Source organism: Xanthomonas sp. NCPPB 1128 (genome assembly GCF_001043115.1).
Lineage (GTDB): Bacteria > Pseudomonadota > Gammaproteobacteria > Xanthomonadales > Xanthomonadaceae > Xanthomonas_A.
Genome location: NZ_LFME01000019.1, coordinates 1 through 13,908, shown reverse-complemented (window position 1 = coordinate 13,908; position 13,908 = coordinate 1). Strand labels below are relative to the sequence as shown.

General features: G+C 70.4%; 10 protein-coding genes. All 10 read left to right on the top strand.

The window, feature by feature from the left end; all coding sequences use genetic code 11:
• Positions 1-148: 148 nt before the first annotated feature.
• The 10 genes from ACP93_RS12630 (at position 149) to ACP93_RS12585 (ending at position 13,544) form a co-directional block, all read left to right on the top strand.
• Positions 149-1,195 carry a rod shape-determining protein gene (locus ACP93_RS12630; protein WP_010343692.1) on the top strand — a complete coding sequence of 349 codons (1,047 nt, stop codon included), beginning with the start codon at positions 149-151 and terminating at the stop codon, positions 1,193-1,195.
• 170 nt (positions 1,196-1,365) lie between these two features.
• Positions 1,366-2,472, top strand: a complete 1,107-nt coding sequence (mreC, locus tag ACP93_RS12625) for a rod shape-determining protein MreC (RefSeq protein ID WP_048491038.1) — start codon at positions 1,366-1,368, stop codon at positions 2,470-2,472.
• Positions 2,469-2,954, top strand: coding sequence for a rod shape-determining protein MreD (mreD, locus tag ACP93_RS12620; RefSeq protein WP_048491037.1), 486 nt, complete (start codon positions 2,469-2,471; stop codon positions 2,952-2,954). The genes mreC and mreD overlap by 4 nt, the downstream gene beginning before the upstream one ends.
• A 1-nt stretch (position 2,955) precedes the next feature.
• On the top strand, positions 2,956-5,016 hold the full coding sequence (gene mrdA, locus ACP93_RS12615; protein ID WP_048491036.1) for a penicillin-binding protein 2: 2,061 nt from the start codon (positions 2,956-2,958) through the stop codon (positions 5,014-5,016).
• On the top strand, positions 5,013-6,119 hold the full coding sequence (gene rodA / locus ACP93_RS12610) for a rod shape-determining protein RodA (RefSeq protein ID WP_010343696.1): 1,107 nt from the start codon (positions 5,013-5,015) through the stop codon (positions 6,117-6,119). Before mrdA ends, rodA begins: the two co-directional genes overlap by 4 nt.
• A gap of 325 nt (positions 6,120-6,444) precedes the next feature.
• On the top strand, positions 6,445-7,785 hold the full coding sequence (locus tag ACP93_RS12605) for a virulence factor family protein (RefSeq protein WP_082143454.1): 1,341 nt from the start codon (positions 6,445-6,447) through the stop codon (positions 7,783-7,785).
• A complete protein-coding gene (locus ACP93_RS12600; protein ID WP_048491035.1) occupies positions 7,782-9,212 on the top strand; it encodes a glycoside hydrolase family 28 protein in 1,431 nt (476 codons plus the stop codon). Before ACP93_RS12605 ends, ACP93_RS12600 begins: the two co-directional genes overlap by 4 nt.
• 350 nt (positions 9,213-9,562) lie before the next feature.
• Entirely contained in the window at positions 9,563-10,699 is a 1,137-nt protein-coding gene (gene mltB, locus ACP93_RS12595; RefSeq protein WP_048491034.1) for a lytic murein transglycosylase B, read from the top strand.
• Positions 10,696-12,183: a septal ring lytic transglycosylase RlpA family protein gene (locus ACP93_RS12590; RefSeq protein WP_048491033.1), complete on the top strand. Its 1,488-nt coding sequence runs from the start codon at positions 10,696-10,698 to the stop codon at positions 12,181-12,183. Before mltB ends, ACP93_RS12590 begins: the two co-directional genes overlap by 4 nt.
• Before the next feature lie 149 nt (positions 12,184-12,332).
• A complete protein-coding gene (locus tag ACP93_RS12585) occupies positions 12,333-13,544 on the top strand; it encodes a D-alanyl-D-alanine carboxypeptidase family protein (RefSeq protein WP_048491032.1) in 1,212 nt (403 codons plus the stop codon).
• Positions 13,545-13,908: the final 364 nt, after the last annotated feature.

Below are 13,908 nucleotides of genomic sequence, written 5' to 3'. Positions count from 1 at the left end.
GCGATCTCGCCGATAGCACGCAACGCGTGGTTTTAGCGAGAATTTTCCTTGCCCGCACCCAGGCGGATTGCTAGGCTAGCGGACTTCGTTTTCTGCCCATTTTTTCGCCATTCTGGCGACGGCGCGCGCCCCAGGACCCAATCCCCCGATGTTCAAGAAACTCCGCGGCATGTTCTCCAACGACCTGTCCATCGATCTGGGCACGGCCAACACCCTCATCTACGTGCGTGGCCAGGGCATCGTGCTGAACGAACCGTCGGTGGTGGCGGTGCGCCAGGACCGCGCGATCGGCGGCACCCGCTCGGTGGCCGCGGTCGGCGCCGAGGCCAAGCAGATGCTCGGCCGTACGCCGGGCCACATCACCACCATCCGCCCGATGAAGGACGGCGTCATCGCCGACTTCACCTACACCGAGGCGATGCTGAAGCACTTCATCAAGAAGGTGCACAAGTCGCGCTTCCTGCGTCCCAGCCCGCGCGTGCTGGTGTGCGTGCCGGCCGGCTCCACCCAGGTGGAGCGCCGCGCGATCAAGGAATCGGCCGAGGAGGCCGGCGCCCGCGACGTGTACCTGATCGAGGAGCCGATGGCCGCGGCGATCGGCGCCGGCATGCCGGTGACCGAGGCGCGCGGCTCGATGGTCATCGACATCGGCGGCGGCACCACCGAGGTCGCGGTCATTTCGCTGAACGGCATCGTCTATTCGCAGTCGGTGCGCATCGGCGGCGACCGCTTCGACGAGTCGATCACCAACTACGTGCGCCGCAACCACGGCATGCTGATCGGCGAGGCCACCGCCGAGCGGATCAAGCTGGAGATCGGCTGCGCCTACCCGCAGGCGGTGGTGCAGGAGATGGAGATCTCCGGCCGCAACCTCGCCGAGGGCGTGCCGAAGATGATCAAGATCAACTCCAACGAAGTGCTGGAAGCGCTGCACGAGCCGCTGTCGGGCATCGTCTCGGCGGTCAAGCTGGCGCTGGAGCAAACCCCGCCGGAACTGTGCGCCGACGTCGCCGAGCGCGGCATCGTGCTGACCGGCGGCGGCGCGCTGCTGCGCGACCTGGACCGGCTGATCTCCGAGGAAACCGGCCTGCACGTGCAGGTCGCCGACGATCCGCTGACCTGCGTGGCCCGCGGCGGCGGCCGTGCGCTGGAACTGGTGGACATGCACGGCAACGAGTTCTTCGCGCCGGAGTGATCGTGAAGCCGGGAATGGGGAGTGGGGAATGGGGAATCGAACGGCCCCTCCGCACCGACATTGCCGGCGCCGCAGCCGCCACCTTGCACGCACTCCGGCCCGATCGCGCCGGGGACGCGCTGTTGCTTCCCGATTCCCCATTCCCGATTCCCCAATCCCGGCTTTAGCCCGTGCCTCCTTACGCCGGTCCTCCCGTCACCGCCCGCCCCGGCGAATCCGCCAGCACGCCGCGCCTGCTGGCCTACCTGGCGCTGGCGCTGGTGCTGATCGTGCTCGACGCGCAGGCCGACTGGCTGGCCCGCCTGCGCAGCCAGGCCACGGTGCTGGTGCAGCCGATCTGGGCGCTGGCCGGCCTGCCGGGGCGGCTGGGATCGCAGGTGCAGGAGAACGCGGCCAGCCACGCGCAGCTGGTCAAGGAAAATCGTGCGTTGCGCAACGAACTGCTGATCGCCAAGGCGCGCCTGACCCGGCTGCAGACCGCGGCGCTGGACAACGCGCAGCTGCGCGAACTGCTGGGCGTGGCCGAGCGCCGCGGCCTGGACGTGCAGCTGGCGCCGATCCTGGACATCGACCTGGACCCGACCCGGCAGCGGCTGGTGCTCGATGCCGGCGGCCGCGACGGCGTGCACGTGGGCCAGGCGGTGATCGACGCCGGCGGCCTGATGGGCCAGGTGATCGCGGTGACCCCGCTGCACTCCACCGTGCTGCTGCTGACCGACCCCGACCATGCGGTGCCGGTGACGGTGGCGCGCAATGGCGTGCGCCTGATCGTCTACGGCCGCGGCGGCAGCCTGGAACTGCGCGACATCCCGCTCAGCGCCGGCGTCGAGGTGGGCGACGAGATCGTCACCTCCGGCCTGGGCGGCCGCTTCCCGGCCGGCTTCCCGGTCGGCACCATCTCCGCCCTGCGCCCGGACGACACCCACGCCTTCCTGGTCGGCGAACTGAAGCCGGCGGCGAAGCTGGACCGGGGCAGGGACGTGCTGTTGCTGAAGAGCCGGGAATGGGGAATCGGGAATCGGGAATTGGCGAAGCCCGCGTCCGCGGCAGCGGAAGGGGCCTCGCCTGTGGCTGGAGCAGCACAGAGCGGTGACGCCAAGCCAGCGCAGGGCGCGGCCCCAGCCCACGCAACCGGAGCAGCCGTCCCATCGTCGCCGAGCGCGCACCCGTCCGGCACCGCGGCCACCCCGTCGCCGACCAAGCCGGCACGCGCGACATCCGATTCCCGATTCCCGAATCCCGATTCCCGCCCGGCTCCAAAGGAGACGGGCCAATGAGCCGCCTGCGCAGCAAAGGCTGGGTGCTCCCGGTCAGCGTGATCGTGGCGTTGTTGCTGGGGTTGATGCCGTTGCCGCTGGCGGTGCAGCCGTTGCGGCCGTACTGGCTGGCGCTGGTGGTGGCGTACTGGGTGATCGAGACCCCGGACAAGGTCGGGCTGGGCTTCGCCTTCGCGGTCGGGGTGCTCGCCGATCTGCTGTACGGCGGGGTGCTGGGCGAGCAGGCGCTGCGCCTGGTGATCCTGAGCTTCATCCTGCAGCGCTTCCGCGCACGCATCCGCTTCTTCCCGATGTCGCAGCAGGCGCTGGCGATCGGCGGCCTGCTGGTGAACGACCGCATCGTCGCCGCGGCGGTGCACCTGGCCGTCGGCGAGCCGACGCTGCCGTGGAACTACTGGTGGGCGCCGCTGCTGGGCATGGCGCTGTGGCCGCCGCTGTTCGTGCTGCTGGACGCGCTGCGGCTGGGCCGGCGGAGCAAGTAGCATGGCCCTGCACCCGCGCCGCGCGCAGAAGAACCCGCACGCCGAGGCCGAGCAGTTCCGGCGCCGCGCGGCGCTGGGCTTTCTCGGCGTGCTGCTGGCGTTGCTCGGCTTGGGCGGCTGGTACTTCAAGCTGCAGGTGCTGGACCACGACGTCTACGCCACCCGCTCCGATGCCAACCGCATCAAGCCGCGGCCGGTGGTGCCCGGGCGCGGCATGATCTACGACCGCAACGGCCGCCTGCTGGCCGAGAACGTGCCCGCGTTCCGGCTCGACGTGACCCCGGACAAGGTCGCCGACATGGACGCGCTGCTGGCCGAACTGGGCAAGGTCATCGCACTGTCGCCGGAAGACATCGAACGCTTCCAGGCTGCGCGCAAGGCCAGCCGCAGCTTCCGTCCGATCACCCTGAAGCTGCGCGTCAGCGAGGAGGAGCGGGCGCGCTTCGCGGTGGACCGCTGGCGCTTCCCCGGCGTGGAGCTGGAACCCTACCTGACCCGGCACTATCCCTACGGCGACCTGTTCGCGCACATCATCGGCTACGTCGGCCGCATCGACGAGAAGGACCTGGAGACGCTGGGCGAGGGCAACGCCGCGCTGACCCACATCGGCAAGTCCGGGCTGGAGCGCTATTACGAGGAAGAACTGCGCGGCAAGGTCGGCTACGAGCAGGTCGAGACCAACGTGCAGGGCCGCGCGATCCGTACCGTCGGCCGGGTGCCGGCGCAGTCCGGCGCCGACCTGCGCCTGTCCATCGACGCCGACCTGCAGCGTGCCATGGTCGCCGCCTTCGGCGACTACCAGGGCTCGGCGATCGCCATCGATCCGCGCACCGGCGAGATCCTGGCCATGGTCAGCCTGCCGTCCTACGACCCCAACCTGTTCGTCAACGGCATCTCCCACGCCGATTTCCAGGCGCTCAACAGCGACCCGTCGCGGCCGCAGTTCAATCGCCTGGTGCTGGGCGGCGTGGCGCCCGGCTCCACCATCAAGCCGTTCATGGGCCTGGCCGGCCTGGACAGCGGCACCCGACGCCCGGAGGACAAGATCCTCTCCACCGGCATGTTCTACCTGCCCGGGGTCAGCCGCGGCTGGGGCGACTCGCATCGCGGCGGCCACGGCTGGACCGACCTGCGCAAGTCGATCGCGCAGTCGGTGAACACCTACTACTACAAGCTGGCCATCGACATGGGCATCAGCAAGGTCGACCAGTACATGAGCCGCTACGGCTTCGGCGTGCCCACCGGCATCGACCTGGTCGGCGAGACCGGCGGCATCGTGCCGTCGCCGGCGTACAAGGCCAAGAGCCGCAAGGAAGCCTGGTACCCCGGCGACACCGTCAACATCGCCATCGGCCAGGGCGACTGGAAGGTGACGCCGCTGCAACTGGTGCGCGGGGTCGCCGGCCTCGCCGATGGGCAACTGCGCACGCCGCACCTGGTGATGGCCACGCGCCAGGCCTTCGACCAGCCATGGGCACCGGTACAGCCGGGGCCGAGCAAGCCGATCAGCGACAACCCCAGCAATCTGCAGGCGGTGCGCGAAGGCATGATGGACACCATGCGCCCGGGCGGCAGCGGCTATGCCATCACCGTCGGCGCGCCGTACCAGATGGCCGGCAAGACCGGTACCGCGCAGGTGGTCAGCCGCAAGGGGCTGGCCGCGGTCGATCCGCGCAGCCTGCCGATGCACTTGCGCCATCGTTCGCTGTTCGAAGGCTTTGCGCCGGCCGAGCGGCCGACCATCGCTCTGGCGATCGCGGTGGAAGGCGGCGGCTACGGCGCCAGCACCGCCGCGCCGATCGCGCGCAAGATCTTCGATGCCTGGCTGCTCGGCCGGTTGCCGCCCGGCGTCGAGCCGCTGGACAGCCTGCGTGGCGCCACGGCGTTCGGCAGCCACCTGTATTACGCCGAGGACCCGGGTTCGCGCGCTGCCGCCGATGCGGTCGCACTGGCCGCCGGCGAACGCCCGGTGCTGATCGGCCAGGCCGAGGTGGACGCCGCGGCGGTGCCGCTGCAGGCGGCGACGCCGGCGATTCCCGACGAGATTCCGGACGAGCGATGAAGGATTTCCTGCGCTGGCTGGTCGACATCGGCGGCCGCTTCACCCGCACCCTGGACTGGCCGCTGTGCCTGGCCCTGGGCGCGCTGATGGCGATGGGGCTGGCGGTGCTCAAGAGCGCCGGCGGCATGCACCTGGTGATGGCGCAGGGCGCGCGCTTCGCCATCGGCGCGGCGGCGATGTGGAGCCTGTCGCGGGTGTCGGCGCTGCGCCTGCGCGCCTGGACGCCGCTGATCTACGCGCTGTCGATGCTGCCGCTGCTGGCGGTGTTCGTGCTGGGCACCGGCAAGTACGGGCGGCAGTGGCTGGACCTGAAGGTGTTCTACCTGCAGCCGGCCGAACTGCTGAAGATCAGCATGCCGATGATGGTGGCCTGGTACCTGCACCGCATGCCGCTGCCGCCGCGCATCCCCACGGTGCTGGTCAGCGCGGTGATCATCGGCATTCCCACCGCCTTGATCATGCTGCAGCCGGACTTCGGCACCGGCGTGCTGATCGCCGCCAGCGGCGGCTTCGTGCTGCTGCTGGCCGGCCTGCCGTGGTGGTGGGTGGGCATCGCGGTCGGCGGCGTCGCCGCGGCCGCGCCGGTGGCCTGGCTGTGGCTGCTGCGGCCGTACCAGAAGGACCGCATCATGATGTTCCTCAACCCGGAGAACGACGCGCTCGGCGCCGGCTGGAACATCATCCAGTCCAAGATCGCGATCGGTTCCGGCGGCCTGCACGGCAAGGGCTGGGGCCTGGGTTCGCAGTCGCACCTGAACTTCATCCCCGAGCAGACCACCGACTTCGCCTTCTCCGTGCTCAGCGAGGAGTTCGGCTGGATCGGCGTGGCCACGGTGCTGACCCTGTACCTGATCGTGATCGGGCGCTGCCTGTGGATCGCCTCGCAGGCGCGCGACACCTTCTCGCGGCTGCTGGCCGGCGCCACCGGCCTGGCGTTCTTCGTCTACGTGCTGGTCAACGGCGGCATGATCTCCGGGCTGCTGCCGGTGGTCGGCGTGCCGATGCCGCTGATGAGCTACGGCGGCACCTCGGCGGTGTCGCTGCTGGCCGGGCTGGGCCTGGTGATGGCGGTGAAGGCGCACCGTCCGGTGCACGGCTACTGAGCGAGCCGCAGGGCGGCCGCCGCACGCTGGCTTAACCGCGCCCTTGCAGGGCGATGGTCGCAGGATTGCGGCGCGTGTCACGCGTGCCACAATCTGCGCCGATGCCACGTGACGCGCGCCGCTCCCCCCGGCCCACACGCGTGCAGGAACTTCCGGGCAGGCAGGTGCGACCCCGCGCTCCATCCCCCGCCCACACCGCCGAGGCACCCCACGCAGCGCATCCGCCGATCCGGGCCCTGGCCCGTGCGTCCGCGTCGTCCGCCGCTCCCTCGCCGATCCCGTGGTTGTCCCGATGCTCGGCCTTGGCCGAGATGGATGCGTGTCGATGAAATTCCTGCGTGTGTTGCTGTTGACGAGCGTGGTGCTGGGCCTGAGCGGCTACGCACTGCTGCACTATTACTTTCCGCCGGGGGCACTGCACGCCCGCGGCTACGGCCGCACGACCCTGGTGCATCCGCAGGGGGCGCCGCAGGGCCTGGTGATCCTGCTGGCCAGCGGCAGCCCGGCACAGCGGCAGGCCGCTGCGCAGCGCATCGCCGCCAGCGGCGCGCTGGTCGCGGTGGTCGACGGCCAGCGCTATCTGAAGCATCTGCGCCGTGGCGGACATGGTTGCGACAAGGCCTGGCACGACGCCGAACGGTTGAGCCGGCGGCTGCAGCGGCAATTGCACGGTGACAGCTACTACCTGCCGGTCCTGGCCGGCACCGGCACCGCCGCGACCCTGGCCGCGCGCATCGTCGGCGCGGCGCCCTCCGCGACCCTGGGCGGCGCCATCGGCGTGGCCCCGGCACCCACCGAGGTCTGTGCCGGCACCGCCGCGGCCACCGCGGCACAGGGCTTCGTCGACACCGTGGCGGCGCCGGCCGATGGCGGCGTGGATGCCGCGCTGGCCGCGCGGGTCGCCGCGCACCTGCATGCGCGCGGCCGTGGCGGCGCGCTGGACGATCTGCCGCTGACCGAACTGCCATCGGCCACGCCGGGTGCACCGCTGGCCATCGTGCTGTCCGGCGACGGCGGCTGGCGCGACATCGACAAGGGCATGGCCGAAGCGCTGCAGCGGCGCGGCATCGCCGTGGTCGGCTGGGACAGCCTGCGCTACTTCTGGCGGGCCAAGCCGCCGGCGCGGGCCAGCGCCGACCTGAGTCGGGTCATCGCCTACTACCAGCAACGCTGGCGTCCGCAGAAGATCCTGCTGGTCGGCTATTCCTTCGGCGCCACCACGCTGCCGTTCATGGTCAACCGGCTGCCGCCGGCGCAGCGCGAGCAGGTCGGCTTGGTGGCGTTGCTGGGCCTGGAGCACAAGGCCGATTTCCAGATCCGCGTGCGCGGCTGGCTCAACCTCGGCGATGACGACGATGCGTTGCCGGTGCAGCCGGAACTGGCGCGGATTCCCGCGGGGCAATTGCTGTGCGTGTACGGCGACAAGGAAAAAGATACGCTCTGCCCGCAATTGCGCGGGCGTGGTGCGGAGGTCGTGGTGTTGCACGGTGGGCACCATTTCGACGAACACCCCGCCGGCCTGGCGACGATCGTGGACACCCGCTGGCAGCAACTGTCCTCCGGCGCACAGCCCATCGCCGAACTGCGGACGCCGCCGCACCACGCACCAGCCGCGGCATCGCCTTCGGTCACGCCGCAGCCACCGCAGGGCGCACTTCGGCAATGACCTCATGTGCACGCGCGGCGCTGCTGCTCGGCGGCCTGCTCGCCGCCGCTGCGTTCGCCAGCGCGGCGGCGACCGGCGATTCCCGCCACGTCGTCGAACCGCACCTGCCGCCGGTATGCATGACCCTGGATGCCACCCTGCAGGCGCAGCAGCGCCGCTTCGCCGACGCGCAGGAGCGCAGCGCGCCGGACACCGCGCGCCTCCAGGCCGCGCTCGACCGCTGCGCCAACGGCGCGCACGGCGCGGTGCTGCTGCGCGCCGGCAGCGGCAACGCCTTCCTCAGCGGGCCGTTGACGATCCGCAGCAACACCACGCTGGTCATCGACAGCGCCGTGACTCTGTACGCCTCGCGCCAGCCGGCCGACTACCAGGTATCTGGCCGCAGCGCCTGCGGCCAGGCCGCGGATCGCAGTGGCAGCTGCCGCGCGCTGATCGCCCTGCAGGGGCGCGGCCTGGGGGTGATGGGTGTGCGCGACACCGCCGGCCACCAGGGCAGCATCGACGGCCGCGGCGACCTGCCGATGCTCGGCGGCAGCGACAGCTGGTGGCAGTTCGCGCGCAGCGCCAAGGCCGCCGGGCTGACCCAGAACGCGCCCGACCTGATCCGCGCGCAGGACGTCGCCGATCTGCAGCTCTACCACGTCAACCTGATCGATGCGCCGTACTTCCACCTGTTCGTGCACGGCGGCGATGGCGTCACCGTGTGGGGCGTGCGGGTCAGGGCGCCGGCCAATAGTCCCAACACCGACGGCCTGGATCTGGACAGCGTGCGCAATGCGACCCTGGCCGACAACGACGTGATGGCCGGCGACGACGGCGTCGCGATCAAGACCAGCGCCGCGCACTCGGCCGCCATCACCGTGCGCGACTCGCGCTTCTACGGCACCCACGGCATCTCCATCGGCAGCGAGGTGATGTACGGCGTCGACAACGTGCTGGTGGACGGCAACAGTCTGGTCGGCCACGACGCCGACGGCATCGTCGCCACCGACAACAACGGCCTGCGCATCAAGACCGGTCCTGCCAAGGGTGGCCCGGTGCGCGACGTGCTCTACCGCAACACCTGCCTGTTCGGCGTGGCCAAGCCGCTGGTGATCACGCCGCGGTACGGCCACGACCACGGTGGCGGCCGCAACGGCAGCGTGCCGACCTTTGCCGGGATCGTGGTCGACGGACTGCGCGCGCAGGATACGCCCGCCGGCAAGGGCAGCACGGTGCAGGGCGACAGCGCCGCGACGCCGCTGGACCTGGTGCTGGCGCACGTGGCTGCCGACGTCACCGCCCTGCATGCCAGCCATGCGCGCATCGGCGTGGATCATTCCAACCTGCAGGTGAGCGAGGACAGCAGCGCGGCCTCCACCTATGCGACCACGCTCGCAGGCTCGGTCCCGGCCTGCGTCCATGCGCCGGTGTTTCCGGCGCTGTAGCCCGCTGTGCGGCCCGCGCCGACGCGCTCGAAACGTCCGCGGTCGGGACTGCCTTGCGTGAGGCGCCGCCAGGGCGAGTGCGCGTTGGGGGGGCATGCCGATGTCGCCTGCGCGCCGATTCCGTTCCGCCGCTTGCCGTTCGCTCGTTCCGAAAGCCATCACGCCAAGAACCTCCCACCACCGCGGGGCAATCCGGGGCGGTGTTTGGCGCTCAGGCAGCGGGGAGCTCCCCGTCACCTGCAGGGAGCCCAGGAGAGCGAATGCTGCAGGTGCACTTGACCTATAGCAAAGTTCTTTTGTTTCATGGCGTTATTGGTAGAAATTCATCTTGAATCTGTTAGTCTGCCGGCATGATCCGACGCTCGCTGATTTGCCTGCTCACGCTTGGCCTGGTCGCATGCGCGACCCAGCCCAAGGCGCCGCCGTCGCCGCCGCAGGCCAGTGCGCCGCCGCCGGCCCCACGCCCGGCACCACCGGTCGAAGCTGCACCCGAGGCGGTACAGGCGCCGCCGGTGGACCTGACCCCGGTCCCGTTCGAGGTCGCTCGCGCCAACTTCGTCCGCGACACCGCGGCCAAGTACGGCATCGATCCGGCACAGATCGAGGCGACCCTGGCGCAGGCCCAGTTCAAGGATGCGATCGTCGCGGCGATGTCGCGCCCGGCCGAGCGGGTCAAGCCGTGGAGCGAATACCGGCCGATGTTCATCAGCCAGGCGCGGATCGACGGCGGCCGCGCGTTCCTGGCCACGCATCGCGACGAACTGCAGCGGGTGCAGGCGCGCACCGGTGTGCCGGCCGACGTCATCGTCGCGATCATTGGCGTGGAGACCAGCTACGGCAAGAACGCCGGCTCCTATCGCGTGCTGGACGCGCTGTACACGCTGGCGTTCCGCTATCCGCGTAGCGGCGATCCGGCCAAGCTCGAGCGCGAGGTGCGCCGCGAGTTGTTCTTCCGCGATGAGCTCGGCCAGCTGTTCGCGCTGGCGCGCGAGGAGAACCTGGACATCACCAGCCTGACCGGCAGCTATGCCGGCGCGATGGGGCTGGGCCAGTTCATGCCGTCCAGCTACCGCCAGTTCGCGGTCGATGGCGACGGCGACGGCAAGCGCAATCTATTCACCGACTACGACGACGCGTTCTCGTCCATCGCCAACTACTTCGTCAAGAAGGGCGGCTGGGTGCGCGACGGCGTGGTCGCGGTGCCGGCGACGCTGCGCCCGGGGGCGGAGGAATTCAATCCGACCGACTGGACGCCGACCTACACCCTGGCCGACCTGGCCGCGCGCGGCTACACGCCGACCGCGCCGGTGCCGGCGTCCGCCGGCAACGCCACGCCGATCACCCTCGACGGCAGCACCGGCAAGCAGTACTGGCTGGGCTTCCAGAACTACTACGCGATCACCCGCTACAACAATTCCAAAATGTACGCGATGGCCGTCTACCAACTGTCCCAGGCCATCGCCGGCAAGGAGTTACCCCCGGCATGAACCCGAACGCGCTGCTCCGGATCGCTCCCGTCGTCGCTGTGCTGGCGCTGGCCGCGTGCAGCAGCGCCCCGAAGAAGACCGCCGGCGGCGCCGGACCCGGCATCCGGGTCGAGGGCAAGGGGCCGGCGCATGTCGCCACCGGCTGCCCGTCGACCTCGCCCTACGCGCCGGCCAAGGAAGACCCGTCCAAGCGCGGCAACTACACCGCCGGCGGCCTCTACGCGCCCGGCGTGCGCGACACCACCCCGGACTACGTGCCCAATGTCGCCTGCATCCCCGAGCCGCTGGTCACCGACGAACCGCGTTCGGCGATCGGCAACCGCTCGCCGTACACGGTGCTGGGCCGCGAGTACGTGGTCATCGACGATCCGCACAGCTATGTCGAGCGCGGCACCGCCTCCTACTACGGCGGCAAGTTCCATGGTCGGCTGACCTCCAACCGCGAGGTCTACGACATGTACGCGTTCACCGCCGCGCACAAGACCCTGCCGCTGCCCAGCTTCGCCCTGGTCACCAACCTGGACAACGGAGAATCGGTGGTGGTGCGGATCAACGACCGCGGCCCGTTCCACGACGACCGGCTGATCGACCTGAGCTACGCGGCGGCGGTCAAGCTCGGCATCACCGGCAAGGGCACCGGCCGCGTGGAAGTGCGCGGACTGACCCCGGCCGACAACGGTGATCTGCTGGCGCGTCGCCGTACCGGCCGCCAGCCCGCGACGCTGCTGGCCAGCGCGCGCAGCGACGCCACCACGCGCGATCCCGCCGCGGTGCGGCGCGCCGCGCAGATGGACGACCTGGTGAAGACCCTGCCGGCGAAATCGAGTGGATCGGCCGGGGGCACCGTGGCCGCTGCCGCGACCGTGCCGGCGCGCGCGGTTCCTGTGGCTGCGGTTGCCGCGCCGACCGCCGCTGCGGCGACCGCGACGGCCGCGGCGCTGCCGGAAGGCGAGCGCTGGCGCTATCGCGTGCAGGACGCGCCGGGCCGGGTCGGCGATGCCGATCGTTTCGACGCCTGGATGAAATCGCGCGGCGTGCGCGTGGCCACCGGCAAGCCGACCACGCCCGCGCCCAGCGTGGCCGCGGCGAGCACCCCGGTGCGCGGATCCCGCGGCACCGCGACCGCGACGTCCACTGCCGCGCCTGCGGCGGCTGCGCCGAGCGTTGCCGTGACCACGCCGACGCCGGCGACTCCCGCCAGAGCGGTCGCCCCCGCCGAGCCGCGGGCCGACGCCGACAGCGCGCGCGGGCCGCTCGGCATCCTGCTGCAGGTGGCCAGCTTCGCCAGTCGCGAGAACGCCAACCGCGCGCTGTCGCAGTTGGCCTCGGCCGGCATCGTCGGCGCCAGCATCAGCGACATCGTTTCCGGTGGCCGCACCCTGTGGCGGCTGCGGGTGGCGGCCGAGGATCATGGCCGCGCCGCGGAACTGGCCAGCCGCATCGCCGGCCTCGGCTTCGGTCGGCCGCAGATCGTCAAGGACTGAGGCGGCGCACCCGCCACCGGGGGGCCGCGGTGCGCCGATGGCTTAACGCCGGTTGGCGCGCGTGTCCGCGCCGCGCCTGCCCGGGCGCCGGCTCGGCCTACAATGTCGCGTTTTCCATCGGCCTTCGGGCCCGCCAGGAGTCGTTTTAGATGAAATTCCGCTTCGCCGTCGCTGCCGTGGCCACGTTCGCCGTCGGCCTGGTTTCCGCGCAGACGCCCGGCCCGGTTCCCGCGCCGCCTGCCGCCGCGGCCGCCGCTCCGGCCACCGTGGCGATCCCGCCCGCGCCCAAGCCGGCCGTGTCCAAGTCCTGGGTGCTGATGGACTACGCCACCGGGCAGGTGCTGGCCGGCGAGAACGAACACGAACGCGTGGCCCCGGCCAGCATCACCAAGGTGATGACCTCGTACGTGATCGCAGCCGAACTGAAGCTGGGCAAGATCACCCGCGACGACCAGGTCATGCTCAGCGAGCGTGCGTGGCGCGAGGGCGGTGCCGGCACCGACGGCAGCTACAGCGGGTTCCCGGTCAACAAGACCGCGCGCCTGGAAGACATGGAAAAGGGCATGGCGATCCAGTCCGGCAACGACGCGGCGATCGCGCTGGCCGAACATACCGCCGGCAGCGAGGAAGCTTTCGCGTCGCTGATGAACGAGTACGCGAAGAAGATCGGCATGACCGGCTCGCACTTCGTCAACGCCCATGGCCTGTCGGCCGAAGGCCACTACACCACCGCCTACGATCTGGCGCTGCTGGGCCGGGCGATGGTGCGCGACTATCCGGAAACCTACGCGTACAACAAGATCAAGGAATTCCGCGTCGGCGACATCACCCAGCCGAACCGCAACCTGCTGCTGTGGCGTGACCCCAGCGTGGACGGCATCAAGACCGGCCACACCTCCGAGGCCGGCTACTGCCTGCTCAGCTCGGCCAAGCGCGGCGACCAGCGCCTGATCGCGGTGGTGATGGGCGACAGCTCCGAGAAGCAGCGCGCCGAGGACAGCCTGGCGCTGCTGAACTGGGGCTTCCGCTTCTTCGAGACCCACAGCCTGTACGAGCCGGGCAAGCAGGTCGCGCAGCAGCGCGTGTGGAAGGGCACCGAGAAGCAGGTGTTGCTGGGCGTGGCGCAGCCGCTGCTGGTCAGCGTGCCGCGCGGCCGCTACAACGAACTGAAGCCTTCGATCGAAGTGCCCAAGACCCTCGAGGCGCCGATCAAGCAGGGCCAGGCGATCGGCATGGTCAAGGTGACCCTGGACGGCAAGGTGGTGGCGCAGGCCCCGCTGGTGGCGCTGAAGGCGGTCGACGAGGCCGGCTTCTTCAAGCGTCTGTGGGACAGCTTCTGGATGTGGTGGGAATCGGAATAAGTTCCTCTCCTCGCGAAAAAAGCCGGCTGACGCCGGCTTTTTTCTTGGGGATTCGGGAGTGGGGATTCGGGATTGGTGGCAATACCGCGAGCGTGTGCTGCCGATCGCTCTTCGTAGGAGCGGCTTCAGCCGCGACGCCTGACCGGTAACGCGTCGCGGCTGAAGCCACTCCTACGGCACTGTGCGCTCGCGAACACCTTCGAATCCCCAATCCCGACTCCCCAATCCCGGCGGCTAAAGGGCACCTCGAACAACCTGCCATGACCTGGAGCTAGGGGGGCAGCCTCTGTCGCAACGGCACCAGAGAGGCGTCGGATCATGGTGGTTGGGAGGCTGAGGTGGCCGTTGGGCCTGCTCATCCGAT